The sequence below is a fragment of the Comamonas sp. A23 genome (genome assembly GCF_004522605.1).
GTDB classification, from domain to species: Bacteria; Pseudomonadota; Gammaproteobacteria; order Burkholderiales; family Burkholderiaceae_C; genus Comamonas; species Comamonas thiooxydans.
In genome coordinates, this window is record NZ_RSDT01000011.1 from 49,077 (window position 1) to 75,501 (window position 26,425).

A 26,425-nucleotide genomic window follows, 5' to 3' on the forward strand; every position below is an offset into this window, starting at 1 on the left:
GGCTGATGGTATCGACGAGGCGGATGGTATTGGCGATGCTCGGTGCCATGCAAAGTGCCATCGAAACCCGCCGACTTCGTAAGACCGGCTAGTTCCAGATAGAGCTAGATAGAAATGAAAAAAGCCCGCGATATCGCGGGCTTGCATGAGAAAAGGTCTAAAGCTTGCGTGTCAGTTCACGCCAGCGCTTTATTCCCACTCGATGGTTGCTGGTGGCTTGGTGCTCACGTCATAGGTGACGCGGTTGATGCCGCGCACTTCGTTGATGATGCGGCCGGAGACCTTCTTGAGCAGGCCGTAGGGCAGCTCGGCCCAGTCGGCAGTCATGAAGTCACTGGTGACCACGGCGCGCAGGGCCACGACGTAGTCGTAGGTGCGGCCGTCGCCCATCACGCCCACGCTCTTGACGGGCAGGAACACGGTAAAGGCCTGGCTGGTCAGGTCGTACCAGCTCTTGCCGGTCTTTTCGTCGATCCAGTTGTTCAGCTCTTCGATGAAGATGGCATCTGCGCGGCGCAGCAGGTCGGCATATTCCTTCTTCACTTCGCCCAGAATGCGTACGCCCAGGCCGGGGCCGGGGAAGGGATGGCGGTAGACCATGCCGCGGGGCAGGCCCAGGGCCACGCCCAGTTCGCGCACTTCGTCCTTGAACAGATCGCGCAGGGGCTCCAGCAGCTTCAGGCCCAGTTGCTCGGGCAGGCCGCCGACGTTGTGGTGGCTCTTGATGGTGACGGCCTTCTTGCTCTTGGCACCGCCCGACTCGATCACGTCGGGGTAGATGGTGCCCTGGGCCAGGAAAGTGGCGCCCTTGGAGCCGGCGTTGGCAGCCTTGAGCTTTTCGGCCTCTGCCTTGAATACGTCCACGAACAGGCGGCCGATGATCTTGCGCTTTTGCTCGGGCTCGGACACGCCGGCCAGCTCGCCCAGGAACAGAGCCGAGGCATCGACGCGCACGACCTTGGCGTGCAGCTTGCCTTCGAACATGTCCATGACCATATCGCCTTCGTTCAGGCGCAGCAGACCGTGATCGACGAACACGCAGGTCAGCTGGTCGCCGATGGCGCGGTGGATCAGGGCTGCAGCCACCGACGAATCAACGCCGCCGGACAGGCCCAGGATCACTTCTTCGTCGCCTACCTGCTCGCGGATCTTGGCCACGGCTTCTTCGATGTAGTCGCCCATGATCCAGTCAGCTTGCGTGCCGCAGATGTCGAGCACAAAGCGGTTGAGCAGTGCCTGGCCCTGCACGGTGTGCGTGACTTCGGGGTGGAACTGCACGGCGTAGTAGCGACGTGCTTCGTCGGCCATGCCGGCGATGGGGCAGGAGGGTGTGGAGGCCATGACCTTGAAGCCCGGAGGCAGCTCGGTGACCTTGTCGCCGTGGCTCATCCAGACCTTGAGCATGCCGTGGCCTTCGGCCGTGGCGAAGTCTTCGATGCCTTCCAGCAGCTTGGTGTGGCCATGGGCGCGCACTTCGGCGTAACCGAATTCACGGGTGTTGGAGCCTTCGACCTTGCCGCCCAGCTGGGTGGCCATGGTCTGCATGCCGTAGCAAATACCCAGCACGGGCAGGTTCAGCTCGAACACGGCGTCGGGAGCGCGGTCGTCCACTTCGTAGACGGAGGCATGGCTGCCGGACAGGATGATGCCCTTGAGCTTGCCGTCGGCGGCAAACTCGCGCACCCAGTCGCTGCTCACATCGCAGGGGTGAACTTCGCAGTAGACATTGGCTTCGCGCACGCGGCGAGCAATCAGCTGCGTGACCTGGGAGCCGAAGTCCAGAATAAGAATCTTGTCGTGTTGCATGGTGATCAAGGGCAAGAGGGTGGCAAAAAGGGATTAGAAATCTTCGGGAGCCCAGACAGTGACGCCGCTTTTGCGGGCGGCCGCGATCTGGGCTGCATCGAATGTGGCCAGTGGCAGGCGCAGCGACTGCGCCAGCCAAAGGTATGCGGCATCGTAGGTGGGCAGGCCGGTGTCCAGCGCCACATCCAGCACGGCCTTGTGCTGTGCAGGAGCCAGGTCGTGCAGCTCCACGCGGTGGCGAATGGCTTCCAGTACTCCCCACAGGCCTTCGACCGAAGTCTGCGGGATACGGCCATTATTCACGCCCGATGCAATCAGGTTGCCGCATTCCCACTGCCAGAGGTTGGGGGCTTGCGGGTCCACTTCATCGCGGCGGATACGGGTGTAGAGGCGTCTGGTGTGCTCGCTGGCGTCGTCAGGCAGCAACCAGGCAGCGGTGACGGATGCATCGAGCACAAAAGCGGTGGCGCTCATGCCTGGCTCCGTCCTGTGTGGCGCAAACCGGTGATGCTGTTCGCCGCCGGGTTTGTGGCTGCTTGAGCTTTCACTGTCTGCTGCAGGGCCGAGATCTGCTCCAGCTCGCGGGCAATCTGCTCATCGGTGATCACTGGCTTGCGGCGCATGGGCAGCATGCGCACGACCTCTTTGCCATGGCGCGTGATGCGAACTTCTTCGCCTTGCTCGACCATTTCGACCAGGGCGGAAAAGCGGCTTTTGGCTTCGTAGATACCGATAGATTGCATGGCGGAAAACAAAAAATCTGGCTAGAACCAGTAGTTCAGGCCAGATTTTAGCATTCTGACCAGATTTTTCAATCTGGTCAGATTTCAAGGGACTTGCTTAGTCAGCGCGGTAGTTGGGCGCTTCCTTGGTGATCTGCACGTCGTGCACGTGAGATTCGCGGATGCCGGCTGCGGTGATTTCCACAAACTCGGCCTTTTCGTTCATCTCGGAGATCGTGGCGCAACCGCAGTAGCCCATGGAGGCGCGCACGCCGCCAGCCATCTGATAGACGATGGAGACCATGGAGCCCTTGTAGGGGACGCGGCCTTCGATGCCTTCGGGAACCAGCTTGTCGGCATTGGGGTTGCCGGTGGAGGATTCCTGGAAGTAGCGGTCGGCAGAGCCTTGCTGCATGGCACCGATGGAGCCCATGCCGCGGTAGCTCTTGTACGAGCGGCCCTGGTACAGAATCACTTCGCCAGGAGCTTCCTCGGTGCCGGCAAACATGCCGCCCATCATGATGGTGGATGCGCCAGCGGCCAGAGCCTTGGAGATATCGCCGGAGAAGCGGATGCCGCCGTCACCGATCAGGGGCACGCCGGTGCCCTTCAGGGCGTCGGCCACATTGGAGATGGCCATGATCTGGGGCACGCCCACACCGGCCACGATACGGGTGGTGCAGATGGAGCCGGGGCCGATACCGACCTTGACCGCGTCGGCACCGGCTTCCACCAGAGCCAGGGCGGCAGCGCCGGTGGCAATATTGCCGCCGATGACGTCCACCTGGGGGTAGTTTTGCTTGACCCAGCGCACGCGATCGATCACGCCCTTGGAGTGGCCGTGAGCCGTGTCCACCACGATCGCGTCCACGCCGGCCTTGACCAGCAGTTCCACGCGCTCTTCGGTACCAGCGCCCACGCCGACAGCGGCAGCCACGCGAAGGCGGCCCGATGCGTCACGCGCGGCATTGGGGAAGGTGGTTTGCTTGTTGATGTCCTTGACAGTGATCAGGCCCTTGAGTTCAAAGGCGTCGTTCACCACCAGGATTCGTTCGAGCTTGTGCTTGTTCAGCAGTGCCTTGGCTTCGGCGGGGCTGGTGCCGTCTTTTTCATTGACGGTGATCAGCTTTTCGCGGGGCGTCATGATCTGGCTGACCTTGACGTCGTAGCGGGTCTCGAAGCGCAGATCGCGGCTGGTCACGATGCCGACCACCTTGCCGCCGTCGCACACGGGGAAGCCCGAAATGCCGCGTTCTTCCGACAGCTGCAGCACTTGCAGCACGGTGTGTTCGGGGGTGATGACCACAGGGTCGTGCACCACACCGGATTCGTGGCGCTTGACCTTGGACACTTCAGCGGCTTGTTGCTCGGCTGTCATGTTCTTGTGGATCACGCCGATACCGCCTTCTTGCGCAATGGCGATGGCCAGACGCGCTTCTGTGACCGTGTCCATGGCGGCAGACACCAGGGGCAGGTTCAGGCGGATATTGCGAGTGAATTGGGTGGCGAGGGAAACGTCCTTGGGCAGGACTTCGGAGTAGGCGGGAACGAGCAGGACGTCGTCAAAGGTCAGTGCTTTTCCGAGAAGGCGCATGTGATGGCTCCAAAAGAAAGATTGTACCTGTGACTTGCCGCACAATGTGGGCTCGTGACCCAGAATCCCCAACGCCAGTCCAAGACTTATTGACTCCATGCACGCCATCAAGTTCGCTTTGTTTGCAGCCATTGCCTGCTGCACGGTCCCCGCAATTGCACAGTGGCAATGGATTGATGGTCAGGGGCGCAAGGTGTTCAGCGACAGGGCTCCGCCGGCCGATATCCCAGCCAAGAATGTTTTGCGCAGCCCCGGCGGTGCCAGGCCCGCAGCACCTTCTGCGGTGCCGGAGGTCGGCGCGACCAAGCCCGTGGCAGACGCCGGTGTCGGTGTGGACAAAGGGCTGGAAGAGCAAAAGCGCAAGATGCAGGAGCAGGAAGCAGCCAAGGCCCAGGCCGACAAGCTGCAGAAGGAAAGGCAGCGCCAGGACAACTGCAATCGTGCCAGGCAGGCCAAGGCAACCCTGGCGTCAGGCCGCTTGCTCTCTCATGTGAATGCCAAGGGCGAGCGTGGCTTCATGGATGAGGCCGCGCGCGATGCCGAGATCAAGCGCGCCGATGCCGTGATTGCTTCCGATTGCGGGCCGATGGCCGAGCCGGCGCAATAGTCACCGGAGTCTTCGCCGGAGAATCTCGATAAGAAAAGCGCCTTCCGAAGGCGCTTTTTTTGTCCTGCTGGCTGTTGGCTACTAGTAGCCCGCCTTGGCTCCGTCTCTCTGACGCTTGAAAAGTCCGGCGCCGCGCGCGCCCTGGCGGGCAAAGCGTTCGCGTCGGGCAACCTTGGGGTCCACGGTCAGTGGTCGATAGACCTCCAGACGATCGCCATGTTTGAGAACCTGGCCCGGATTCGCGACCTTGCCCCAAATACCGACCATGCCGGTCAAGGGTTCGGGCAGTTGCAGGTCCGGCAAGGCTGTTGAAGCGGTCACTGCGTCCAGCGCTTGCTGGACGGTGCTGCCTGCGGGAAGCTGCAACAAGGCTTCCTGCACGGTGCCGGAGCAGGGCGATATGCAGACCGTGATGTCGATCACCTCGGGCAGAGCATCAGCCATAGATTTGTTCGGCTCGCTTGATGAAGGCGTCGACCATGGAGCCTGCGATGCGGTCGAAGACCGGGCCGATGATGGCGGCTACGGCACCGTTCTCGAAGCCGTAGTCCAGCTGCAGCTCGACCTTGCAGGCGCGTTGCGTGCCGTCGCCTACAGGATGAAAGCGCCAGTGGCCTTCAAGACGCGAGAAAGGTCCCTTGACCAGACGCATGCTGACCTGCTTGCCACCGTCATCCATGCTACTGTTCGTGTTGCGCGTCACGAAAGACTTGCGCAGTCCGCTGAACGCAATACCCACCTCGGCTGTCATGCCTGTGTCGTCCTGCTCCAGAATCTTGGCATGATCGCACCAGGGCAGAAAGTCGGCATAGTGGGCCACGTCCGTCACGAGGGCAAACATTTCTTCGGGGCTGTACCAGATGAGGACGGACTTGTTGACGTTTTTCATGAACAAAGAGCAATCAGCAGGGCGCAAGAGCAGGGAATTGGCCTAGGCCAATGCACCCAGAGGCGCGATGCGAAACTAAAATCATCGCTCAGAGGCGAGACGGCAATCCAGTATTGTAGGGAGAGCTTTCATCTCCGGTCCGCCTGCAACTAATATTCCATGGCCAAGAAACCAGAAACATCGTCGCGCATTGCCGACAATAAAAAAGCAGCTTTCAACTATTTCTTCGAGGAGCGCCACGAAGCCGGCATGGTGCTGCACGGCTGGGAGGTCAAGGCCCTGCGCAGCGGCAAGGTGCAGCTCACCGATGGCTATGTGCTGATCAAGGACGGCGAGCTGTTCCTGCTGGGCTGCCAGATCAACCCGCTCAAGACGGCTTCCACACACGTCAATCCCGACTCGGCACGGATCAAGAAGCTGCTCTTGAAAAAGGACGAGATCAAGCGCCTTGTCGGCAAGGTGGAGCAAAAGGGCTATACCCTGGTGCCCATCAATCTGCATTGGAAGAACGGTTACGTGAAATGCGAGATCGCCCTGGCCAAGGGCAAGGCCGAGCATGACAAGCGCGATGTGATCAAGGACCGCGAAGGCAAGCGTGAGGTGGAGCGCGCCATGAAAAACCGCAACCGTTGACCTGCCGCGCCTGGATCGATCTTCCGCACTGACACAGTTCTGACATCAAGGCCCGCTATGTTGGGCCTTGCTTTACCGACATATCGCAGCAAGGAGTTTGGTCATGGGCACTTGGTCGCACGGCAATTTCGATAACGACACCGCATTGGACTGGCTGGCCGATATCACCGGCCAGCTCATCGATGAAATTGCTGAGGCCCTGGACTCGCCCGAGGCCTTGCAGGCAGGCGAGTCTGAGTCCGATCTGGTTCCCTGCCGCATCGAGCTGCTGTGCGCCATGGCCGAGGGCGGCATGCATCCGCTGTGGCCGGATCTGCAGACGCTGGAGCAATGGAAAGCCACTTATCTGCAGGCCTGGGACCAGAGTATCGACGAGCTTGAGCCCGAGGAGGGCTACAAGCAGGACCGCCGCATCGCGATCATCGAGACCTTCGATCGCATGATCGCGCTGGCTGCAGCAGAAGAGGAAGAGGGCGCGGACGAAGACTGGGGCGAAGAGTAAGCCCCTCAGTCACCCAGGACGCCTGCTCCGGGCTTGCCGCATCGCGGCTGCCTCAAGGGTTTTCGCCGTAGCGGGTCTTGAAGTCGAACTCCAGGCGTTCGCAGTCCTGAGGGGTTTTGAACTCCTGGGTCTTGCGCTCGGCCTCGGGCTTGGCCGTCTGTTTCCAGCAGATCTTGATGGTTTCTGCTTCCGTCCAGCGCTGTTTGCTGAGCGGATCGTCCATGAACTGGCCGATGAGCATGAGCGCGCCAAAGATGATCACGGGCAGGGCGATGAGCCAGACCACCAGGCGGTTTTTGGCAGGGGCAGCGGGCTTGGAGGTCTCGGTTTGGGGTGTGTCGCTCATAGTGGTTGCCGATTATCCGCAAGCCGATGATGAAGACATTAATGCAACGCATGAAAATTCATGATCGCTGTTATCGGCACAAGGCCGCGCGGGTATGTAGCCGCAAACCTATAATGTTCGGCTGATTTGCCTGTCTGCGCAGCTCCTGAAAAAGCAGCGCCGGGCCGTACTGATCGCAGGCGTCATGCAGGCGTCTTCATACCAAACACCATGAGTACACCCACTTTTTCCGTTGCGGACATCCGCAAGACGTTCCTGGATTTCTACGCTTCCAAGGGCCACACGGTTGTCGCGTCCAGCTCGCTGGTTCCCGGCAACGATCCGACGCTGATGTTCACCAACTCCGGCATGGTGCAGTTCAAGGACGTGTTCCTGGGCACGGACAAGCGCCCCTACAACCGCGCAACTTCGGTGCAGGCCTGCCTGCGCGCCGGCGGCAAGCACAACGACCTGGAAAACGTGGGCTACACCGCGCGCCACCACACGTTCTTCGAAATGCTGGGCAACTGGTCCTTCGGCGACTACTTCAAGAAGGAGTCCATCGAGTGGGGCTGGGAGCTGCTGACCAAGGTTTTCGGCCTGCCCGCCGAGAAGCTGCTGGCCACGGTCTATCACGAAGACGACGAAGCCTATGACATCTGGAAGAACGTCATCGGCCTGCCTGCCGAGCGCATCATCCGCATCGGCGACAACAAGGGCGGCAAGTACAAGAGCGACAACTTCTGGATGATGGCCGACACAGGCCCCTGCGGCCCCTGCTCCGAAATCTTCTACGACCACGGCGAGCACATTGCCGGCGGCCCTCCCGGCAGCCCGGAAGAAGACGGCGACCGCTTCATCGAGATCTGGAACCACGTGTTCATGCAGTTCGACATGAAGGAAGACGGCTCCGTGGTGAAGCTGCCCGCACCTTGCGTGGATACCGGCATGGGCCTGGAGCGCCTGGCTGCCATCCTGCAGCATGTGCACAGCAACTACGAGATCGACCTGTTCCAGGCATTGATCAAGGCTGCCGGCCGTGAAACCCACACTGAAGATCTGAGCACTCCTTCGCTGAAGGTGATTGCCGACCATATCCGTGCCACCTCCTTCCTGGTGTCCGACGGCGTGATCCCTTCCAACGAAGGTCGCGGCTATGTGCAGCGCCGCATCATCCGCCGCGCCATCCGTCACGGCTACAAGCTGGGCCAGAAGACTCCCTTCTTCCACAAGCTGGTGGCCGACCTGGTGGTGCAGATGGGCGATGCCTATCCCAAGCTCAAGGAGCAGGAAGCGCATATCACCAGCGTGCTCAAGGCCGAGGAAGAGCGTTTCTTCGAGACCCTGGCCAACGGCATGGAAATCCTGGACAGCGCGCTGGCCGGTGACGTCAAGGTGCTGCCCGGCGATGTGGCCTTCAAGCTGCACGACACCTACGGCTTCCCGCTGGACCTGTCCAACGACGTGGCGCGCGAGCGTGGCGTGACGGTGGACGAGGCAGGCTTCAACGCCGCCATGCAACACCAGAAGGAAACTGCCCGCGCAGCCGGCAAGTTCAAGATGGACCGTGCGCTTGAATACACGGGGGACGCCAATGTGTTCACCGGCTACGACAAGCTGGCCGAGGCTGCCAAGATCGTCGCGCTGTACGCCGATGGCGTGAGCGTGAACGAGCTCCAGGCCGGCCAAAACGGTGTCGTGGTGCTGGATACGACCCCCTTCTACGCCGAATCCGGCGGCCAGGTCGGTGACCAGGGCGTGATTGCCGCAGGCGGCAACCGCTTTGCCGTGGAAGACACACTCAAGATCAAGGCCGATGTATTCGGCCACCACGGCGTGCTGGAAGCCGGCAGCCTGAAGGTGGGCGATGCGGTTGAAGCACAGGTTGATACGGCCGTGCGCGCAGCGACCATGCGCAACCACTCGGTCACACACATCATGCACAAGGCCTTGCGCGAAGTGCTGGGCGGCCATGTGCAGCAAAAGGGCTCGCTGGTCAATGCCGAGCGCACCCGCTTCGACTTTGCGCACAACGCCCCGGTGACTGCCGAGCAGATCCGCGAGATCGAAGCACGCGTCAATGCCGAGGTGCTGGCCAACACAGCCACCGACGCCCGCGTGATGGATATCGAGTCGGCTCAGAAGACCGGCGCGATGATGCTGTTCGGCGAGAAGTACGGCGAAACCGTGCGCGTGCTGGACATCGGCTCCAGCCGCGAGCTGTGCGGCGGCACTCACGTCAGCCGTACCGGCGACATCGGCCTGTTCAAGGTGGTGGGCGAATCCGGCGTGGCCGCTGGCGTGCGCCGTATCGAAGGCATTACCGGCGAGAACGCGCTGGCCTATCTGCAGTCGCTGGAGTCCACCGTGGACCAGGCCGCGGCCGCTTTCAAGGCCCCTGTGGCCGAGCTGACCAACCGCATCGGCGGTGCGCTGGATCAGATCAAGGCACTGGAAAAGGAAATCGCTGCGCTCAAGGGCAAGCTGGCTTCCAGCCAGGGCGACGAGCTGGCCACGCAGGCTGCCGACGTCAATGGCGTCAAGGTGCTGGCAGCCAAGCTCGAAGGCGCCGATGCCAAGACCTTGCGCGACACCATGGACAAGCTCAAGGACAAGCTGGGCGCAGCCGTGATCGTGCTGGCTGCCGTGGATGGCGACAAGGTGCAACTGGCTGCAGGCGTGACCAAGGCTGAAACTGCCAAGGTCAAGGCCGGCGAACTGGTGAACTTTGTGGCCCAGCAAGTGGGCGGCAAGGGTGGTGGCAAGCCCGATATGGCCATGGCTGGCGGCACCGATGCCGCAGCCGTGCCCGCAGCACTGGCCAGCGTGCAAGCCTGGGCGGCCGAGCGTCTGTAAGCGCATCGGAAAAGGCAGCTGGGGCTGCCTTGCCCAAAAACAAAACGCTCCTCAATGAGGAGCGTTTTTTATGGCTTGGAGCCAAGTCCTTGCAACTGGCGCTATCCAAATAGCTGGCGCTGACTCAAATCAGAGACAGCAAGCAAGGGCCGCCCCGCAGCGAGGCTGTCGTCCCCCTCCGCGAAGCAGAGAGGGGGAAGCGGCGGGGCCGCCTAGGCAAAGCCGCTCAGGGGGTGTTACTTTTTCCTGAACACCAGATCCCAGACGCCATGACCGAGGCGAATGCCGCGGTTCTCGAATTTGGTCAGCGGACGGTAGTCGGGCTTTTCGGCGTAGTTCTCGGCCGTGTTCTGCAGCATGGGTTCTGCGTTCAGTACTTCCAGAATCTGCACCGCATAGGGTTCCCAGTCGGTGGCGCAGTGGATGTAGCCGCCGGGCTTGATGCGAGCAGCCAGCTTGGTGATCAGCGGGCTCTGGATCAGGCGGCGCTTGTTGTGCTTTTTCTTGTGCCAGGGGTCGGGGAAGAAGATGTGCACGCCGTCGATCGAGGCTTCGGGCAGCATGTTGTCGATGACTTCCACGGCATCGTGCTGCAGGATGCGGATGTTCTCGATCTCCTGCTCGCCAATGCGCTTGAGCAGCGCGCCCACGCCGGGCTCGTGCACTTCGCAGCACAGAAAATTATCGTCGGGGCGCACGCGGGCGATATGGGCGGTGGCTTCACCCATGCCGAAGCCGATTTCCAGAATCAGCTTGCCGCCGCGGCCATAGGCGGCAGCGGCGTCCAGAGTAGCCTTCTGGTATTGCAGCAGGAAGCGCGGACCCAGTTCTTCAAAAGCCTTGGCCTGGCCCGTGGTGGTGCGGCCGGCGCGGCGTACATAGCTTTTGATGGTCTTGGGATAGGCCACGCCTTCGGGCGCCTGGCCTTGGGATGCTGCGGATGCGTCAGCGGCTGGCACGTTTTCGGCCATATCGGTGGTAGGTGTTGGATTTGAAGAAGTCACGGGGCGATATTGTAGGTTTGGCGCCAGCACCGGACCCAGAAGTCCAGCGCCAAAGGCAAGGCGCTTGCGGGGCTTTCGCTGCTGCAGGATGCGGCTGCGGGCGCTTGTGGCAGGCCGAGCTGCTGCGCGGCGCCAGAAAGCACGGTCAGCGGCTGGCTGACATCCACGGCGGGTGCGCCGTGCTGTTTGGAGAGTTTTTCTCCGTTTTCCATGCAGACCAGGGGCGTGTGCAGATAGCGCGGCTGGGTCAGGCCCAGGGCGTGTTGCAGCACGATCTGGCGAGGGGTGTTGTCGGCCAGGTCTTCGCCGCGCACCACGTCGGTGATGGCTTGCTCGGCATCGTCGACGACCACGGCCAGCTGGTAGGCCCAGAGCCCGTCCGCGCGGCGCAGTACAAAGTCGCCCACGCTGGCGAGCAGGTCTTGCTGCTGCGCGCCCAGACGCCGGTCCTGCCAGTGCAGCACGGGGCGCTTGCTTTCGAGGCAAGAGCGCCCGATTGCTATGCTTTGCGTAGCTGCTTGCGCTTGTTGGTAGGGTGTTTCGGGTTGATGCTCTTGTAAGTCATGTACCTGCTGCTCCAGCGCAAAGCGCCAGGCTCTGGCAGGCTTGCCTTGCAGGCCATGACGGCAGGTTCCGGGGTAGGGTCGCTCCACATGGCGCTCGTGAGCCAGTCCCTGTGCCAGCCAGGCGGCTTCGATGTCCTTGCGCGTGCAGCCGCAGGGGTAGGCCATTTTTTGCGCCTGTAGTTGCTGCAGCGCCTTTTCATAGAGTGCATGACGCTGCGACTGCCAGACCACGGGGGCATCGGAGTGCAGGCCGCAGGCGGCCAGCTGGCGCAGGATTTCCTGGTCGGCGCCAGCTTGGCAGCGTGGCGGATCGATGTCTTCGATGCGAATCAGCCAGCGTCCGTGGTGGGCGCGTGCATCCAGCCAGCTGGCCAGCGCCGCGACCAGAGAGCCTGCATGCAGCGGCCCGGTGGGAGAGGGCGCAAAGCGCCCGATATATGGCCCCGTGCAGGGAGCGCTGGAGGAGGAACGGGAAAGGGCCGCAGTCATGAGGGACGCCATCTTACGCCCCTTGACTGCGCGCAGTTGGCTCAGGCCAGGGCCAGCCCCATTTCCAGACCCGAGACAAAAGCGTCTTCCACCCGCATGCCTATGCACCAGTCCCCGCACAGGCCCAGGCCGACCGAGGGGTCGTGGCTGAACGGCCTGCCCAGGGGCGCCAGCGTCTGGGCATGCTGCCAGAGGTAGACGCTGGCATGGCGCGGCGCAACGCGGATGCCGGTGATCTCGCCGAAGGCCTTTTGCAGCTTGGCAAGCACGCGCGTGGCGTCGTCGTGGCGGTGCTCGTTGGACCACAGCGGGTTGGCATGAATCGTCCAGCGCTCGGTCTGGGCGCGGCCGGGTTTGGAGGACTCGCGGGCCACCCAGGTAACGCGCTCATGCGTGCTGCGTGCGGCATTCCACTGCGGGCCCAGTGTGGTCAGGCCGGCCTGAGCAGCCATGGGGTAGGACAGCGTCATGGCCCAGCAGGGGGCCATTTCCACAGGGGCCAGTGTCCTGGCCAGGGCCGCACCCTGAGGCGCGGTCTGCAGCAGCTGCGCGGCCACGGGCGCCGGCACGGCCAGCACCACGGCATCGAAGTCGGCAGCAATCTGCGGGCCGTGGTCTTCGGTATCCAGCATCAGGGACCATTGGTGGCGGCTGTGGCTGCTGCCGCTGGCAATGTGGTGGCTCATGGCGCGCAGGGACTGGCCCAGATGCAGGCGCCCGGCATCCCATAGCGGCGCTGCCCAGGCCAGTGGCAGCGATTGCATATCGGGCATGCCGACCCAGTGGGTCTCGCGCACCGGCGTGTGCTTGTCGACTCTGCGGCCCTGGGCGTTGCGGGTCTGCACGCTGTTCAGGCTCCAGGCGCGCAGATTGCCGGGCGTGGTGTCCAGCACTTGCTGAAAGCGCGGATCGCGTACGGTGAAGAACTGGGCGCCGATGTCAAAGCTGCCGTAGGGGCCGCTGACCGAGCGCATGCGTCCGCCGGCCTGGGTCAGACGCTCATAGACATGGACGTCATGCCCGGCCTGCATCAGCGTGCGGGCACAGGCCAGACCGGCAATGCCCGCGCCGATGACGGCAATGCGCTTGCCACCGGTATGCGGGGAAGGGGAAGAAGCGGAGGCAGTTGCGGACGCGCGAGTGCGGGAAGCATTCATGAAAAAGCCTTTTCGACACCGTTTGAGTTCTAGCGTAGCCAGCTATCCAAAAGATAGCAAGTGCTGCTTGTGCTGAATTGTTGCAGCGCAACTCACTCTACACCTCCCGCGTGGCGGCTGCGACGCGCAGCAGCTTATTGACGGTGATGGTTTTCCATAAGCGCCTTGCGCGTGGCGGGGCTTTCCAGTTGCGTCAGCCACCACTGAAGGGCGCGTCCAGGCGTGCGGTGGGCGGGGCCGGGCCATGCATAGTGCAGGCGCAGATTGCGACTGGCGCGCTGCACCTGTTTTGTGACCAGCAGGCCGGCATCGAGATAGGCCTGCACCATGCCACGTGGCAGAAAGCCGGCGCCAATGCCGCGTATCTGGGCCTCCAGCTTGGCCTGCATGCTGTCCACGGTGAGCACGTCCTGGCCGTTGACCAGTCCAAAGCTGGTGTTGCTGCGCACGCCCGAGTCGGCCACGGCCACCATGCGATGGCGCAGCAGCAACTCGTCGGAAAGCGGCTCATCGAGTCCGGCCAGTGGGTGGTGCGGCGCGACGGCGAAGACGAAATCCATCTCCCCGATTTCGCGCGTCTGCAGCTCGGAGACATTGCTGGTGTTGACCGCCACGCCAATGGCCAGATCGGCATGGCCGCTGGTCAGCACTTCCAGCGTGCCATTGAGAATGCCGTCACGCAGCTTGAGTGTGGTGGGCGGGGTCAGCGCATAAAAAGCTTCGACCAGCTCGAAGATGGGCGTGCGGGCCACGGCCCCGTCGATGACGATGGTCAGCTGCGGCTCCCAGCCCGTGGCCACGCGCTTGACGCGGTGCGCGACGGCATCGATCTCCTGCAGCAGGCGGGCGCCTTCGTGCAGCAGGGCCTGACCTGCCTCAGTGGCCTGGGCGTGGCGCGAGCTGCGGTCAAACAGCAGCACATCGAGCGCATCTTCGATCTGGCGCACGCGGTAGGTCAGCGCACTGGGCACCAGGCCCAGGGAGCGCGCAGCGGCGGCAAAGCTGCCGGTTTCGGCAATGGCCTGCAGCATGGCCAGGCTGTCGGGGGTGAGCACATCGCGGGAGCTGGGCATGGTGAGATTGATGATTCAAACAGTTTGAATGATGCCATCAACGCCGTTCAGCCACAGCCTGGCAGGTGACTTCTACAGTAGAGCCCATAGAGACAGTCACTTGAACGAAAGGAAGCACACCATGATGACTCTGCGCAAATCCCAGGAACGCGGCTACGCCGACCACGGCTGGCTCAAGTCCTATCACAGCTTTTCGTTTGCCGGTTATTACGACCCGCGCCATATGGGGTTCGGCAATCTGCGCGTGATCAACGAAGACCGGATTGCCCCTGGCACAGGCTTTGGCTCGCACGGCCACCGCGATATGGAAATCATCAGCTATGTGCTCGAAGGTGCGCTCTCGCACAAGGACAGCATGGGCAATGAAACCCCCATCCTGCCTGGAGAGGTGCAGCGCATGAGTGCGGGCTCGGGAGTGGTGCACAGCGAGCAGAACTACGCCAAGGAGCAGACCACGCACTTTCTGCAGATCTGGCTGCTGCCCGCACGCACAGGTATCGAGCCAGGCTATGCCCAGAAGACATTCAGCGAGGCGCAAAAGCGTGGACGTCTGTGTCTGGTGGCTTCACCTGACGGTGCCGAGGGCTCGGTTCCCATGAATGCCGATGCACGCCTGTATGCCGGTCTGTTCGATGCAGAAGAGGCTGCCGATGTGGCCCTGCCAGCCGGTCGCAAGACCTATGTGCACCTGGTGCGTGGCGAGCTGGACGTGAATGGACAAAAGCTGACAAGCGGCGACGCTGCACTTATTGAAAATGAGGAGCGCCTGCGCCTTGCCAATGGCCGGGCTGCGGAAGTTCTGGTGTTTGACCTGGAACCTTGAGTCTGACGATTTCAAGGCTTGTGCTGATATGAACCAACGCGGCCCTGGGTCGCAATGACTGGAGTTTAAATGTTGAATCAATTGCGAAATCCTTTGGACCTGGTGGGCCGTGTGCTGATTGCCCTGCTGTTTCTGCCAGCAGGCATTCAGAAAATCAGTGGCTTTGCGGGCACCGTGGGTTATGCCGCATCGGCGGGCATGCCCATGCCCCAGGTCGCGGTGGCGGTGGGCCTGGTGATCGAGATCGTGGGCGGTCTGGCCATATTGCTGGGCTGGCACACGCGCTGCGCGGCCTTGATCCTGGGATTTTTCACGCTGATCGCCAGCTTCTTCTTCCATAACTTCTGGGGCGTTCCCGCAGAGGCCGCCATGATGCAGCAGCTGCTGTTCTGGAAGAACATCGCCGTGGTCGGCGGCCTGCTTGGTTATGCGGCTCATGGAGCAGGCGCCTGGAGCATGGACGGCCGCAAAGGCTGAAGCATGAGGCAGCACAGGCTGAAAGTGCGCAAGCGGTCATAGCTTTGTTAAGCTAGCGCGCTCTCGAAAGACAAGGCCCGCCGGGTGTCAATCCGGCGGGCCTTTATTTGGCACAGATACAGGATGGTGCGGCGGATGGCCGCGCCGATGCAAGCAGGAAAGAAGAAATCATGAGCAATATCGTTGTGGTCTACCACTCAGGCTACGGCCATACCCAGCGCATGGCGCAATCCGTGGCTCAGGGCGCGGGCGCACAGTTGATGGCCATCGACGCCGATGGCAATTTGCCCGAGGGCGGCTGGGAGCAACTGGCCGCGGCCGATGCCATCGTCTTCGGCGCACCGACCTATATGGCCGCTCCGAGCTGGCAATTCAAGAAATTTGCCGACGCCTCGTCCAAGGCCTGGTTTGCCCAGGCCTGGAAGGACAAGCTGTTTGCCGGCTTCACCAACAGCGCGAGCGTGCAGGGCGACAAGCAGGTCACGCTCGATTATTTCTACCACCTGGCCATGCAGCATGGCGGCGTGTGGGTGGGACTGGGTCTGCTGCCTTCGAATACCAAGGCCGCCCAGCGCAACGATGTGAACTGGATGGGCAGTTTCTGCGGTGCCATGGCGCAGTCGCCCTCTGACTCATCGGCCGGCGAGATGGCCGGCGGTGACCTGGAAACCGCACGCCAGTTTGGCGAGCGCGTGGCCAAGGCCGCAGCACGCTGGGCCAGATAAGCGTTCAGCTAAGTTGGGTGCTATCCAATTCAAAGCGGATAGCGCTGGCCCTGCATAGGTTTCAGTGATGAATGCTTCTGAAACTTAGCCTGATTCAGCGCTAGCTGCTTAGTTTTTGATAGTGGCATTGAGCGCCATCTTGGCGCTGCTTACTCCGCGTCCTGTTCCATCAGATGCTTTTTGATGGGGCGGGGGTGAACCAGCTCGGTGCGCGACAGATCGGTGCCCAGCGAGTCGCGACCGTCAAAGACGAAGCAGCCGCCGTCGTAGAACTTGCCGTCGGTCTCCTCGAAATATTTGAGGATGCCGCCTTCGAGCTGGTAGACGTTTTCGATGCCTTCGTCCTGCATGAGGATGGCGGCCTTTTCGCAGCGGATGCCGCCAGTGCAATAGCTGACCACGGTCTTGCCGGCGAATTCGTCCTTGTGCTGGCGCAGTGCGGGCGGGAATTCGGTGAACTTGCTCAGGCGCCAGTCGATCGTGCCGGCAAACGCGCCTTCGTCCACTTCGTAGTCGTTGCGCGTGTCCAGCGTCACCACCTCGCGGCCCTCGTCGTCATGGCCTTGCTCCAGCCAGCGGCGCAGCGTGGCCGGGCTGACCGATGGCGCACGGCCATGGGCGGGTCGAATGGCGGGATGATCCATGCGGATGATCTCGTTCTTGACCTTGACCAGCATTTTGCGAAAGGGTACGGTCTCGGACCAGCTTTCCTTGGGAGCCAGGTCGGCAAAACGCGGGTCTTGCTTCAGCTGGTCCACAAAACTGCGCACGGCCTGGGCAGGGCCGGCCAGGAAAAAGTTGATGCCTTCTTCGGCCAGCAGCACCGTGCCCTTGAGGCTCAGGTCATGTGCACGCTCCAGCAGCGTCTGGCGCAGCTGGTCGGCGTCGGGCAGGGGCGTGAATTTGTAGCAGGAGATGTTGAGTATGTCGGCCACGTCGATATCCGGGGGCGGCCGCGCGGCTGCTGCATCGACGGTGATGCAGCTCAGACCGGGGCCGTCAGCTCTGCCTTGATTTTATTGGACAGCTGTGCCACTGCGAGGGATGCGGGTGCTCCGGGCATGGCCTGCAGCAGCAACTGGCGGCGCATCACGGCCTCCCGCACGGCGGAGTCGACCGGAATATCGCCCCAGTGGGTCAGCTGCAGCGGCTGGCCGGACTCGGTGGTCACGAAGCGGTTGAGCACCTGCTGCAGCTGGCCAGTGATGGCGCGGCCATCGCCGGGGCGTTGCGCCTGGTTGATGACCAGACGGATCTGCTGGCGCTTTTGCTGCAGGGCCAGCACCTTGATGGCGGCGTAGGCATCGGTCAGCGAAGTGGGCTCGGGCGTGGCCACGACCAGCACTTCGGTTGCCAGAGAGACGGAGAACAGCACCACATCCGAGATGCCGGCGCCGGTGTCGAGCAGGATGATGTCGTAGCGCGGGCGCAGCAACTCCACCGTGCGCATGAACTGGGAACGAATCTCGGGGGTGAGGCGCGAGTACTCGATCATGCCCGAGCCTGCCAGCAGCACGGAATAGCCGCCCGGCGTGGTCAGAATGGCATCTTCCAGCGTGGAGCGACCCGTGAACACATCGTGCAGCGTGACCTTGGGGTAGAGGTTGAGCACCACATCCAGATTGGCCAGGCCCAGGTCCGCGTCCAATACCAGCACGTTGAAGCCATGGCGCGTCAGCGCAGCAGCCAGATTGGCCGAGACGAAAGTCTTGCCGACACCGCCTTTGCCGCTGGTGACGGCAATGATGTGGGCCTGCTTGTTGCGGCCAGGCGCCCGCAGGGCATCTTCCATGGATATATGAGCGGGCAAAGTAGGGTGAGGGGCCAAGGTGTCCATCGTCTCAAGGCGTTATGACCTGGCTTGCGGCGTCGGTGTTTACGTCTGGTGCTGTATTGTCAGAGACATTTTCCTCTAACGAAGCGGCAGGCAAAGGGCTGAAAAGCAGGCTTTTTTCCTCGGCACTCACCGTACTGTCGGGCGGATCCTCCACGCAGACGCAGTTGCGGCCTGCCGATTTGGCCAGATAGAGCTGGCGATCGGCACGCTCGGTCCACAGTTGCGCCGTGCTGCGAATCCATTGCTGGGCGTAGACCCCGCCGATACTCACAGTGATCTTCAGCGACTGGCCCGAGGACAAAGCGATGGAGTTGCTTTCGATGGCCTGGCGCAAGCGCTCGGCGACTGCGCGGCCCTGATGCGCAGGGCACACCGGAAGCACTATGGCGAATTCTTCACCACCGAAGCGCGCAAGGGTGTCCATGGGGCGAATGATTTCGGACAGCGTCTGTGCCACGGATTGCAGCACCATATCGCCAGCAATATGACCGTGCTCGTCGTTGATCTGCTTGAAATGGTCGATGTCCAGCATCAGCAGCAGTGCGGTTTCTCCGGAGCGGGCCACGCGGTCGATTTCGCGCTCGATCACGGAGCGGAAATGGCGCCGGTTGGCCAGCCCCGTGAGGGGGTCGCGCAAAGACAGTGCGCACAAGCCATCAATGAGTGCTTGCAGGTAATGGGTGGGAGTGTCAGTGGGCAGACGGTTATCGCTACCGCCCGCGCGATTCACCAGATTGTGTGCGGTGGCAAGGCGCAGATCGCGCAAAAACACGGATTGGTGGGGGGCGGATGAAGTCACGACAAACTATCAATGATGACCGTCAGTGTAGCAGCGACCCCTAGCTTTTTGTGGATGTAGGCTTTTCGTCAGCGTTGATCCGGGTCAGTTCTGTGGGGAAATTGCCAAGCGTTCGCAGAAAGTCGGCATCCGTTCGATAGAGCCTGATGGGGCTGCCTTCCTTGTGCAGCAGTCCGGCGCGTTCCAGCCTTTGCTCGGCCGGCAACTTCAATCCCACCACGTGCAGCAGACCGCCGCGCAATGCGACCAGGCGTTCCAGTCGGGCAAATGTTTCGACTCCTGTGATGTCTATGCTGTTGATGGACTGCATCAGCAGTGCCAGGTCTTTGGCCTGGGGCGTTTGCTGCAGGGCATCGGCCGCGTAGCGCTCAAGTGCCGTGGCCGTGGCAAAGTCAAGGTCTGCATCCATGCGCAGAGCCACGACTTCAGGTGCCAGGGGCGGCAATTGCCAAAGCAGGCGGCTGCGCAGGCTGCCGTCGGGATGCTCGCCGACCTCGATGATGCGCGGGTGCAGGTGGTGATAGAGGTAGTAAGCCTGGCTGAGCATGATGCCCGCGAACACACCCCAGTACATGCGCGGGGCGGTGACGATGGTCAGCACCAGCGTGGCGACGCTGATGCTGGCTTCGACCTTGGAGATCCTGAAAAGCTTGAGAATCGCGCTGGGCTTGACCAGGTTGAGCACGGCGGTGATCACGATGGCAGCCAGCGTTGCCTGCGGCACATGGTAGAGCCAGGGAATGAACCAGAGCACGACCACGACCACCAGCAAAATGGAAAACACGTTGGCATAGCCGGTCCTGGCACCTGCGAGCAGATTGACGGCAGAGCGTGAGAAAGATGCGCTGGTGGCAAAGCTGCCGAACAGGCCGGCGCTGATCTTGGACAGGCCCTGGGCGATCAAATCCTGGTTCTCGTTCCAGCGCGTGCCGGCCTGCTGATGCTCGACCTGAGCGCTGGACGCGGTTTCCAGAAAGCTGACCAGGGAGATGACCAGCACGGGCATGACCAGGGCGCCGAACTGCTCCCAGTCCAGCATGCCGGGCCATTGGAAGCTGGGCAGCCCCGCAGGCAGGTGGCCGATCACGGCTCCGCCCGCATCGGCGAAGCCCGTGAGCCAGCTGATGAACCCGCTCAAACCGATGATGAAAATGGCCGAGGGAAAAGCAGGACGCCATTTCTTGGCCAACATCAGCAAGCCCATGCTGACCAGGCCATAGGCGATGGACTGGATGCTGAACAGATAGATGGACGGAGAATGCCAGACGGTGGACCAGTCAGCGCGCATGCCCAGCAGGGTGGGCAGCTGCGAAGCCAGAATCAGCAGTGCAGCAGCCTGGGTAAAACCTGCCAGTACAGGAGAGGTGACCAGATTGAGCAGCCAGCCCGCGCGTACCACGCCCAGACTCCATTGAACCAGGCCCGACAGAATGGCCATCCATGCAGCGAGCACCACCCACTGAGCCGAGCCCGGTTCGGCCATGCCGGTCAGAGAGGCGCCGATCAGCAAGGCGCTCAGCGCCGTTGGTCCCACGCCCAGGCGGGGCGACGGACTGAAGAGGATGGCCACCGCAGCAGGAATGATGGAGGCATAGATGCCGGTAATCAGCGGCATGCCCGCCAGCGCGGCGTAAGCCACGCCCTGGGGCAGCAACATCAGGCCCACGGTCAAGCCGGCCCAGAACTCGCCGCGCAGCAGGCCGAAAGTCGGTTTGGGCCAATTAAGAAAGGGCAGCCATCGGGCCAGTGATTGCATGGAAGTCATGATTGCGGCGAACTAAATCGTCTGCAAGCTTAGTCGGGCTTTGTTGTGCAGGGATTAAAACAGGACGAGGCTGCGACCTTGGCCGAGTGGGACGCCTTGCTCCAAAGTGACTCGAGGCGTTGTCCGAACCGGACCCGCATGGCAGCGATGGCGGCAAGGGTGTCGGCGGATGGCCGATGAGTCCGGAAGGGGTCGCCCGCCAGATCCGCGCCCTGCCATACGACCGGGTGGGTCGTTGGCTGCTTGTGAATGATGTTCACGTTGAAATCGACTCGAAGACAGAAAAAACGACGCCAGCTGCTATGGTTTTCAATGCTGGCACCGTGTTTCATCCTAGCACGCTGCCCGCGCATATGCTGGAGTGCGCTCCAGTTTCGGGGCGGCAGCGGCCATAAAAAAAGAGAGGCTCATGGCCTCTCTTTGCACCTTGCGGTGCGGTGCGCGCGGTGGCTGAGCCACCTGTTGTCTATCAGTTGCCCAGGTTGCGAATCGCCTCGGGAGTGTACTGGCTGGGCTTGAGGTTGTCCTTGCCCAGAATTGGTGCCTTGGGGCGCTCCTGGACCAGATTCATGCTCACATAGGAGCCGGCATTCAGGTCATAGTAGAACGATGTGCCCGCATGCCATTTCTTGATGTCGTAGGCATAGTAGTAATTGATTTCACCGTGCTGCCACAACTGGCCGCGTGCGTCGTAGAAGTCGCCCGAGACGGCGTGACCGGTGTCTTCGTCGATGAACATCACACGCTTGGAGTACAGGTGACGGAAGCCGGGCTTGAGCTTGCCCTCCAGCACCCAGACGCGGCGCAGTTCATAGCGGGTGTAGGCCGGGTTGGGATGACCTGGCTTGAGCAGATCGGCGTATTTCATCTGCTGGTTGATACGGAAGGTGTTCGCAGGAATGAACATCTCGCGCTTGCCGTGCATGGTCCACTCGTAGCGCTCGGAGCCGCCGTTGAACAGGCGCTCGGAGTCGATGGTCGCCTTGCCGCTGGTGCCGGGGGAGGGCTGGTCATAGCCGAACTCGGGCAGTTGGCGCACGCGGCGAGTGCCGGGATCGTAATTCCAGGCCAGACGCTTGTCCGTGCCGAAGTTCATGGGCTCGATGGACAGAATCACGCCGCCTTTTTCGCGCTCGGGCAGGATGGAGAAATTGGTCACATAGGCGTATTTGCCTTCGTTGGGCTTGCCCAGATTTTCCTTGGAGTCATAACGACTGAGCTGGATATAGCTGGTGCGGCCCCAGGCGATATCGCCGCTTGCGCCCACCAGTGCCATGTCGCGTTCCACCTCTTCGGTGCTGGCGCGGCTGGGCATGAGGTTGTTCCATAGCAGTTCCAGGCCGGTCTTGGGAATGGGGAAGGGCAGAGCACCCATGAAGCCCTTGACTCCATTGCCGTCGTTGACTACCTCGGCTTCCAGTGCATTGCGCTTGATGACGGCGCAGATGTCGTCGTCATAACGGAAGTCGCGGTGGCCCGGATAGACGGGAATGCGCATGGTGGTGGGGAACTTGGCGAGTAGCGCCTTCTGGCCGGCGCTGAGCTTGTCGCCATATTGCGCCATGTTGGCGGCCGTGATTTCGAACAGCGGCTTTTCGTTGGCGTAGATATCGGGCTGGAACTGTCCCACTGACTTGGTGAACTTCACGCCGGGAGGAACGCCCAGGATCTTGCCCGTGAATGGTGGGATGCTGCCGTCGGCATTGCCGGCTTTGATGGCGCCGGTGCAGGTCAGCTCCTTGCCCAGCTTGTCGGCTTCCGCAGCGGGAACCTTGGCACAGGCGGCTCCTGCGCTCAGCAAACCTATGCACAGCATCAGCGCTGTGCTCATCGTCTTTTGTTGCATTGCTCTTGTTTTCCTAGTGAAAAAACCTTGCAGGCCGTTGCCTGTGAGCATTTATTCTTCAGATATTTGTCATGACATGAATCGTCTGTTGGGACTAATCGACAGCATCCGAGGCAAGCCCGGGACGCAAAAAAGGCAGCGCCGTTGCCGGTGCTGCCTTGGGTGGGATCAAAAATGACTAGGTATTAACGCGAGCCGTTCAGATCCATTTCCGAGTATTTGACGATCTTGGTGCCCTTGACCCATTTGTAGCCAAACCAGATGACCAGGAAGAGAGGCAGGCCGATATAGGTGGCGATGGCACCGACCCAGTCGATCTGGTCCTTGATCAGGTTTTCATAGTTCTGGCCCAAGGTGATGATCAGGCACAGCACAAAGGCGAATATGGGGCCGAAGGGGAAGGCCGCTGCCTTGTAAGGCAGCTGGTTCATATCGTAGTTCTGCACTTCGCAGCCCTTGCGGAAACGGTAGTGGCTGATGGCAATGCCCAGCCAGGCGACGAAGCCGCACATGCCGGACAGATTCAGCAGCCAGATGTAGACCACTTCGGGGCTGAAGATATTGGTCAGAAAGCACAGGGCGGCAATCACGGTGGTGGCGATCAATGCCAGCACGGGCACGCCGCGCGTGTTGACCTGGGCAAACAGCTTGGGCGCCATGCCCTGCTTGGCCAGCGCATACAGCATACGGGTGGAGGCATACATGCCGGAGTTGCCGGCCGACAGCACGGAGGTCAGCACCACGGCGTTCATCACGGCAGCGGCACCCAGCAGGCCGGCACGTTCGAACACCAGTGTGAAGGGGCTGACAGCGATATCGCCCAGATCGTTGCGCAGCAACTTGGGATCGGTATAGGGAATCAGCAGGCCGATGATGAGGATGGCAAAGACGTAGAACAGCAAAATGCGCCAGAACACCTTGCGCACGGCCTTGGGCACATTCTTGGCGGGATCTTCAGATTCGCCGGCAGCGATGCCGATCAGCTCCGTGCCCTGGAAGGAAAAGCCCACCACCATGGCCACGCCGATCAGGGCTGCAAAACCACCCGCAAACGGCGCGTCGCCTGTGCTCAGGTTGGCAATATTGCCCCAGATACCGTCGGGCGCGCCACCTTGCAAAATACCGAAGATCATCAGCACGCCGATGGCGATGAAGACCAGCACCGTTGTGACCTTGATGGCAGCAAACCAGAACTCGGATTCGCCAAAGCCCTTGGCGGACAGTGCGTTCAGGCCGAACATCAGTGCCAGAAACAGAGCGCTCCACAGCACGCCGTTGGTGCCGGGGAACCAGTAGGCCATCACCAGCTGCGCCGCAACCAGGTCCACGGCAATGGTCACGGCCCAGTTGTACCAGTAGTTCCAGCCCAGGGCGAAGCCAAAGCCTTCATCCACGTACTTGGCGCCATAGGTGGCAAAAGAGCCGGAGACTGGCATGTGTGCAGCCATCTCGCCCAGACTGGTCATCAGGAAATAGACCATCAGGCCCACAATCATGTAGGCCAGCAATGCACCGCCGGGGCCTGCTTGCGAGATGGTTGCGCCAGAGGCGACAAAAAGGCCGGTGCCGATGGAGCCGCCGATGGCGATCATCGACATATGTCGGGCCTTGAGGGAACGGTGCAAGCCACCGTTGTCAGTTTTTGCTTGGCTATCGCTCATGAGAGATATTGGTTTTTTGCGGATCATGAAGCCTTGGCGGTCCTGGCTGGTAAAAGCCTGGGCCCCATGCCCGTTTGTTGCGCCCTGATATCAGGAGTCCCCGGGTATCAACGCGGTCAGCGTGAACGGCGATGACATGCATCGTGCTCAGTGGCTTCCGATAGGGTGCAGATTGTGAGCGATTTGCGCATGAGCCGTACAGCGTGAGCTGTGGATTAGGGCAGCCATGGCTTGAATCGATATCTAAGTGTTTGATATTTCAGAATTAATGACTGGATCAGGAATTCCAAAAAATATCCTTATATCTTCGTCAAATCGTCGATGAGAGTGGCTTCATGCTCGGCCTGCATTCGGCAGGGCTCTGTCTATTTGATTGTTTATTTGTCAATTTCGTCAAAAATAAATGCCGAAATGTCAATGTTGATTGTCGATAGTTTCTATCTTGAGATGAAAAAAGCCGCCAGCCAATGGTTATCAAGGACTGGCAGCTTCTTTTTTGATAGTGAACTGTGTGCGGTCAGGCCGTCCGGCCTCAATCAGCTCAGCAGCAAGGCGTCATCCGCGAGCTTCTCGCCACGCACCTTCTCGAACATATGCAGCAGGTCGGGGACGTCCATTTTGGAGCGCTCTTCGCCGCTGACGTCCAGCACCACATTGCCCTGGTGCAGCATGACGGTACGCGTGCCCACATCCAGCGCCTGGCGCATGCTGTGGGTCACCATCATGGTGGTCAGATTGGCTTCCTGCACGATGCGTGCCGTCAGCTGCAGCACAAAGTCCGCGGTGCGCGGGTCAAGAGCGGCAGTGTGTTCGTCCAGCAGCAGAATGCGCGAAGGCTGCAGCGCCGCCATCAGCAGGCTCACGGCCTGGCGCTGTCCGCCCGAGAGCAGACCGATGCGGTCGGTCAGGCGATTTTCCAGACCCAGGCCCAGCGTGGCCAGACGGTCGCGGTACAGCTCGCGATTGCTGGCCTTCACTGCCTTGGACAGGCCGCGGAGGTTGCCGCGCTCGTGCGCCAGCGCCATGTTCTCTTCGATGGAAAGGTCTTCACAGGTACCGGCCATGGGGTCCTGAAACACGCGGGCCACCTGCTTGGAGCGAGACCATACCGGCATGCGCGTCATGTCGATGCCGGCAATTTCGATCTTGCCCTTGTCCACACTCTGGTCGCCCGAGACGCAGTTCAGAAATGTGGACTTGCCTGCGCCGTTGGAGCCGATGACGGTCACGAACTGACCGTCGGGGATGGACAGCGACAGCCCGCGCAGGGCACGGGTTTCGATCGGCGTGCCGGGATTGAAGGTGAGTTCGAGGTTTTGTGCGTTCAGCATGGTGTTCTCCGCCGTCCTTCTTCTTACTTGCGCTTGCTCAGCTTTTTCTTGATTTGCGGAATCACCAGTGCGATGGTCACCAGCACTGCCGTCACCAGATTCAAGTCCTGTGCCTTCAGGCCAATGGCATCGATATTGAGGGCCGCTGCGATGAAGAAGCGGTAGACCACGGCGCCAAGCACCACGGCCAGCGTGGCCCAGATGATCTTGCGCGAGGGCAGGATGGTCTCGCCCACGATCACGGCGGCCAGACCGATGACGATGGTGCCGATACCCATGGAGATGTCGGAGCCGCCCTGCGTCTGCACGAACAGCGCTCCGGCCAGACCGACCAGGCCATTGGAAATTGCCATGCCCAGCAGAATCATGGCGCCGGTATTGACGCCCTGAGCGCGGGCCATGCGGGCGTTGGAGCCCGTGGAGCGGATGGCCAGACCGCGTTCGGTGGCAAAGAACCAGTCCAGAGCCAGCTTGGCCACGATGACGAAGCCCAGCATGATCAGCGGACGCATCACATAGTCGTCAATGTTCGCCGGCTGCAGCATGGTGAACAGCGTGGGTTCGTTGATCAGCGGCACATTGGGGCCGCCCATGATGCGCAGATTGACCGAGTACAGGCCGATCATCATCAGGATGGAGGCCAGCAGGTCCATGATCTTGAGCTTGACGTTGAGCCAGCCCGTGATGAAGCCAGCCACGGCACCGGCTGCCGTGCCGGCCAGCGTGGCCAGCCAGGGATTGGTGCCCGTGGAAATCAGAATGGCGCAGACCGCACCGCCAAGGGGGAAGCTGCCGTCGACCGTCAGATCGGGAAAACGCAGCAAGCGAAAGGAGATGAAGACGCCCAGCGCCACCAGGCTGAAGATCAGGCCAATTTCAATGGCACCGAGGATGGAAAATAGAGACATAGAGAGAGCGACAGGCGCGGCAAACGTCTA

General features: G+C 61.4%; 26 protein-coding genes. 7 read left to right on the forward strand and 19 right to left on the reverse strand.

Going from position 1 to position 26,425, the window contains the following annotated elements:
- Nucleotides 1–189 precede the first annotated feature (189 nt).
- From guaA to guaB, 4 genes are all read right to left on the reverse strand, one after another.
- Entirely contained in the window at nucleotides 190–1,806 is a 1,617-nt protein-coding gene (gene guaA / locus EIC84_RS20785) for a glutamine-hydrolyzing GMP synthase (RefSeq protein WP_003064855.1), read from the reverse strand.
- A gap of 33 nt (nucleotides 1,807–1,839) precedes the next feature.
- On the reverse strand, nucleotides 1,840–2,280 hold the full coding sequence (locus EIC84_RS20790; protein WP_003064858.1) for a type II toxin-antitoxin system VapC family toxin: 441 nt from the start codon (nucleotides 2,278–2,280) through the stop codon (nucleotides 1,840–1,842).
- Nucleotides 2,277–2,549, reverse strand: coding sequence for a type II toxin-antitoxin system Phd/YefM family antitoxin (locus EIC84_RS20795; RefSeq protein WP_034355606.1), 273 nt, complete (start codon nucleotides 2,547–2,549; stop codon nucleotides 2,277–2,279). Before EIC84_RS20795 ends, EIC84_RS20790 begins: the two co-directional genes overlap by 4 nt.
- A 97-nt stretch (nucleotides 2,550–2,646) precedes the next feature.
- Nucleotides 2,647–4,122, reverse strand: a complete 1,476-nt coding sequence (gene guaB / locus EIC84_RS20800; RefSeq protein WP_003064862.1) for an IMP dehydrogenase — start codon at nucleotides 4,120–4,122, stop codon at nucleotides 2,647–2,649.
- Between the two features lie 97 nt (nucleotides 4,123–4,219).
- Between guaB and EIC84_RS20805 the strand changes: the two genes are divergently transcribed.
- A complete protein-coding gene (locus tag EIC84_RS20805) occupies nucleotides 4,220–4,729 on the forward strand; it encodes a DUF4124 domain-containing protein (RefSeq protein WP_003064864.1) in 510 nt (169 codons plus the stop codon).
- Nucleotides 4,730–4,810: 81 nt separating this feature from the next.
- Here EIC84_RS20805 and EIC84_RS20810 read toward each other — a convergent pair whose 3' ends face one another.
- Complete coding sequence (locus EIC84_RS20810; RefSeq protein ID WP_003064866.1) at nucleotides 4,811–5,173, reverse strand: RnfH family protein; 363 nt, start codon at nucleotides 5,171–5,173, stop codon at nucleotides 4,811–4,813.
- The gene (locus EIC84_RS20815; RefSeq protein WP_003064868.1) at nucleotides 5,166–5,618 is read right to left on the reverse strand and encodes a type II toxin-antitoxin system RatA family toxin; all 453 of its coding nucleotides are present in this window, start codon (nucleotides 5,616–5,618) and stop codon (nucleotides 5,166–5,168) included. Before EIC84_RS20815 ends, EIC84_RS20810 begins: the two co-directional genes overlap by 8 nt.
- A 159-nt stretch (nucleotides 5,619–5,777) precedes the next feature.
- Between EIC84_RS20815 and smpB the strand changes: the two genes are divergently transcribed.
- Together smpB and EIC84_RS20825 are read left to right on the forward strand one after the other, a co-directional pair.
- Nucleotides 5,778–6,251: an SsrA-binding protein SmpB gene (smpB, locus tag EIC84_RS20820; RefSeq protein WP_003054725.1), complete on the forward strand. Its 474-nt coding sequence runs from the start codon at nucleotides 5,778–5,780 to the stop codon at nucleotides 6,249–6,251.
- Between the two features lie 103 nt (nucleotides 6,252–6,354).
- Complete coding sequence (locus tag EIC84_RS20825) at nucleotides 6,355–6,753, forward strand: DUF4259 domain-containing protein (RefSeq protein ID WP_003064869.1); 399 nt, start codon at nucleotides 6,355–6,357, stop codon at nucleotides 6,751–6,753.
- Nucleotides 6,754–6,805: 52 nt separating this feature from the next.
- Here the strand turns inward: EIC84_RS20825 and EIC84_RS20830 are convergent, their stop codons facing one another.
- Nucleotides 6,806–7,099: a hypothetical protein gene (locus EIC84_RS20830; protein ID WP_003064870.1), complete on the reverse strand. Its 294-nt coding sequence runs from the start codon at nucleotides 7,097–7,099 to the stop codon at nucleotides 6,806–6,808.
- Between the two features lie 210 nt (nucleotides 7,100–7,309).
- Between EIC84_RS20830 and alaS the strand changes: the two genes are divergently transcribed.
- Nucleotides 7,310–9,934 carry an alanine--tRNA ligase gene (alaS, locus tag EIC84_RS20835; protein ID WP_003064872.1) on the forward strand — a complete coding sequence of 875 codons (2,625 nt, stop codon included), beginning with the start codon at nucleotides 7,310–7,312 and terminating at the stop codon, nucleotides 9,932–9,934.
- Between the two features lie 236 nt (nucleotides 9,935–10,170).
- Here the strand turns inward: alaS and trmB are convergent, their stop codons facing one another.
- The 4 genes from trmB to EIC84_RS20855 form a co-directional block, all read right to left on the reverse strand.
- Nucleotides 10,171–10,905, reverse strand: a complete 735-nt coding sequence (gene trmB, locus EIC84_RS20840) for a tRNA (guanosine(46)-N7)-methyltransferase TrmB (RefSeq protein ID WP_003064874.1) — start codon at nucleotides 10,903–10,905, stop codon at nucleotides 10,171–10,173.
- A 29-nt stretch (nucleotides 10,906–10,934) separates the two neighbouring features.
- Nucleotides 10,935–11,993 carry a tRNA glutamyl-Q(34) synthetase GluQRS gene (gene gluQRS, locus EIC84_RS20845; protein WP_003064876.1) on the reverse strand — a complete coding sequence of 353 codons (1,059 nt, stop codon included), beginning with the start codon at nucleotides 11,991–11,993 and terminating at the stop codon, nucleotides 10,935–10,937.
- A 41-nt stretch (nucleotides 11,994–12,034) separates the two neighbouring features.
- A complete protein-coding gene (locus tag EIC84_RS20850) occupies nucleotides 12,035–13,150 on the reverse strand; it encodes an NAD(P)/FAD-dependent oxidoreductase (RefSeq protein WP_003064877.1) in 1,116 nt (371 codons plus the stop codon).
- A gap of 134 nt (nucleotides 13,151–13,284) precedes the next feature.
- Entirely contained in the window at nucleotides 13,285–14,223 is a 939-nt protein-coding gene (locus EIC84_RS20855) for a LysR family transcriptional regulator (RefSeq protein ID WP_003064879.1), read from the reverse strand.
- Between the two features lie 121 nt (nucleotides 14,224–14,344).
- Here EIC84_RS20855 and EIC84_RS20860 point away from each other — a divergent pair, with 121 nt between their 5' ends.
- From EIC84_RS20860 to EIC84_RS20870, 3 genes are all read left to right on the forward strand, one after another.
- Entirely contained in the window at nucleotides 14,345–15,046 is a 702-nt protein-coding gene (locus EIC84_RS20860) for a pirin family protein (RefSeq protein ID WP_003064881.1), read from the forward strand.
- A 69-nt stretch (nucleotides 15,047–15,115) separates the two neighbouring features.
- Nucleotides 15,116–15,523 carry a DoxX family protein gene (locus EIC84_RS20865; RefSeq protein WP_003064883.1) on the forward strand — a complete coding sequence of 136 codons (408 nt, stop codon included), beginning with the start codon at nucleotides 15,116–15,118 and terminating at the stop codon, nucleotides 15,521–15,523.
- A gap of 170 nt (nucleotides 15,524–15,693) precedes the next feature.
- Nucleotides 15,694–16,248, forward strand: a complete 555-nt coding sequence (locus EIC84_RS20870) for a flavodoxin family protein (protein WP_003064886.1) — start codon at nucleotides 15,694–15,696, stop codon at nucleotides 16,246–16,248.
- A gap of 149 nt (nucleotides 16,249–16,397) precedes the next feature.
- Here EIC84_RS20870 and EIC84_RS20875 read toward each other — a convergent pair whose 3' ends face one another.
- The 8 genes from EIC84_RS20875 to EIC84_RS20910 all read right to left on the reverse strand — a co-directional run bounded on the left by EIC84_RS20875 (nucleotide 16,398) and on the right by EIC84_RS20910 (nucleotide 26,395).
- Complete coding sequence (locus EIC84_RS20875) at nucleotides 16,398–17,183, reverse strand: sulfurtransferase (protein WP_003064888.1); 786 nt, start codon at nucleotides 17,181–17,183, stop codon at nucleotides 16,398–16,400.
- Nucleotides 17,184–17,233: 50 nt separating this feature from the next.
- Nucleotides 17,234–18,085, reverse strand: a complete 852-nt coding sequence (locus EIC84_RS20880) for a MinD/ParA family protein (protein WP_042438298.1) — start codon at nucleotides 18,083–18,085, stop codon at nucleotides 17,234–17,236.
- Nucleotides 18,086–18,089: 4 nt separating this feature from the next.
- A complete protein-coding gene (locus EIC84_RS20885) occupies nucleotides 18,090–18,884 on the reverse strand; it encodes a GGDEF domain-containing protein (RefSeq protein WP_050788958.1) in 795 nt (264 codons plus the stop codon).
- A 40-nt stretch (nucleotides 18,885–18,924) separates the two neighbouring features.
- Nucleotides 18,925–20,640: a SulP family inorganic anion transporter gene (locus tag EIC84_RS20890; RefSeq protein ID WP_034362034.1), complete on the reverse strand. Its 1,716-nt coding sequence runs from the start codon at nucleotides 20,638–20,640 to the stop codon at nucleotides 18,925–18,927.
- A 478-nt stretch (nucleotides 20,641–21,118) separates the two neighbouring features.
- A complete protein-coding gene (locus tag EIC84_RS20895; protein ID WP_003064898.1) occupies nucleotides 21,119–22,495 on the reverse strand; it encodes a DUF1329 domain-containing protein in 1,377 nt (458 codons plus the stop codon).
- A gap of 185 nt (nucleotides 22,496–22,680) precedes the next feature.
- Nucleotides 22,681–24,093 (reverse strand): amino acid permease, encoded by a 1,413-nt coding sequence (locus tag EIC84_RS20900; protein WP_003064899.1) that lies wholly within the window; start codon nucleotides 24,091–24,093, stop codon nucleotides 22,681–22,683.
- 599 nt (nucleotides 24,094–24,692) lie between these two features.
- The gene (locus EIC84_RS20905; protein ID WP_003064901.1) at nucleotides 24,693–25,487 is read right to left on the reverse strand and encodes an ABC transporter ATP-binding protein; all 795 of its coding nucleotides are present in this window, start codon (nucleotides 25,485–25,487) and stop codon (nucleotides 24,693–24,695) included.
- 23 nt (nucleotides 25,488–25,510) lie between these two features.
- Entirely contained in the window at nucleotides 25,511–26,395 is an 885-nt protein-coding gene (locus tag EIC84_RS20910) for an ABC transporter permease (protein ID WP_003054767.1), read from the reverse strand.
- Nucleotides 26,396–26,425: the final 30 nt, after the last annotated feature.

Bases quoted from the DNA above. Each gene is read 5' to 3' on its own strand.
- guaA (WP_003064855.1), bottom strand. From the start codon at position 1,806: ATGCAACACGACAAGATTCTTATTCTGGACTTCGGCTCCCAGGTCACG.
- EIC84_RS20790 (WP_003064858.1), bottom strand. From the start codon at position 2,280: ATGAGCGCCACCGCTTTTGTGCTCGATGCATCCGTCACCGCTGCCTGG.
- EIC84_RS20795 (WP_034355606.1), bottom strand. From the start codon at position 2,549: ATGCAATCTATCGGTATCTACGAAGCCAAAAGCCGCTTTTCCGCCCTG.
- guaB (WP_003064862.1), bottom strand. From the start codon at position 4,122: ATGCGCCTTCTCGGAAAAGCACTGACCTTTGACGACGTCCTGCTCGTT.
- EIC84_RS20805 (WP_003064864.1), top strand. From the start codon at position 4,220: ATGCACGCCATCAAGTTCGCTTTGTTTGCAGCCATTGCCTGCTGCACG.
- EIC84_RS20810 (WP_003064866.1), bottom strand. From the start codon at position 5,173: ATGGCTGATGCTCTGCCCGAGGTGATCGACATCACGGTCTGCATATCG.
- EIC84_RS20815 (WP_003064868.1), bottom strand. From the start codon at position 5,618: ATGAAAAACGTCAACAAGTCCGTCCTCATCTGGTACAGCCCCGAAGAA.
- smpB (WP_003054725.1), top strand. From the start codon at position 5,778: ATGGCCAAGAAACCAGAAACATCGTCGCGCATTGCCGACAATAAAAAA.
- EIC84_RS20825 (WP_003064869.1), top strand. From the start codon at position 6,355: ATGGGCACTTGGTCGCACGGCAATTTCGATAACGACACCGCATTGGAC.
- EIC84_RS20830 (WP_003064870.1), bottom strand. From the start codon at position 7,099: ATGAGCGACACACCCCAAACCGAGACCTCCAAGCCCGCTGCCCCTGCC.
- alaS (WP_003064872.1), top strand. From the start codon at position 7,310: ATGAGTACACCCACTTTTTCCGTTGCGGACATCCGCAAGACGTTCCTG.
- trmB (WP_003064874.1), bottom strand. From the start codon at position 10,905: ATGGCCGAAAACGTGCCAGCCGCTGACGCATCCGCAGCATCCCAAGGC.
- gluQRS (WP_003064876.1), bottom strand. From the start codon at position 11,993: ATGACTGCGGCCCTTTCCCGTTCCTCCTCCAGCGCTCCCTGCACGGGG.
- EIC84_RS20850 (WP_003064877.1), bottom strand. From the start codon at position 13,150: ATGAATGCTTCCCGCACTCGCGCGTCCGCAACTGCCTCCGCTTCTTCC.
- EIC84_RS20855 (WP_003064879.1), bottom strand. From the start codon at position 14,223: ATGCCCAGCTCCCGCGATGTGCTCACCCCCGACAGCCTGGCCATGCTG.
- EIC84_RS20860 (WP_003064881.1), top strand. From the start codon at position 14,345: ATGATGACTCTGCGCAAATCCCAGGAACGCGGCTACGCCGACCACGGC.
- EIC84_RS20865 (WP_003064883.1), top strand. From the start codon at position 15,116: ATGTTGAATCAATTGCGAAATCCTTTGGACCTGGTGGGCCGTGTGCTG.
- EIC84_RS20870 (WP_003064886.1), top strand. From the start codon at position 15,694: ATGAGCAATATCGTTGTGGTCTACCACTCAGGCTACGGCCATACCCAG.
- EIC84_RS20880 (WP_042438298.1), bottom strand. From the start codon at position 18,085: ATGGACACCTTGGCCCCTCACCCTACTTTGCCCGCTCATATATCCATG.
- EIC84_RS20890 (WP_034362034.1), bottom strand. From the start codon at position 20,640: ATGCAATCACTGGCCCGATGGCTGCCCTTTCTTAATTGGCCCAAACCG.
- EIC84_RS20895 (WP_003064898.1), bottom strand. From the start codon at position 22,495: ATGCAACAAAAGACGATGAGCACAGCGCTGATGCTGTGCATAGGTTTG.
- EIC84_RS20900 (WP_003064899.1), bottom strand. From the start codon at position 24,093: ATGTCGATGATCGCCATCGGCGGCTCCATCGGCACCGGCCTTTTTGTC.
- EIC84_RS20905 (WP_003064901.1), bottom strand. From the start codon at position 25,487: ATGCTGAACGCACAAAACCTCGAACTCACCTTCAATCCCGGCACGCCG.
- EIC84_RS20910 (WP_003054767.1), bottom strand. From the start codon at position 26,395: ATGTCTCTATTTTCCATCCTCGGTGCCATTGAAATTGGCCTGATCTTC.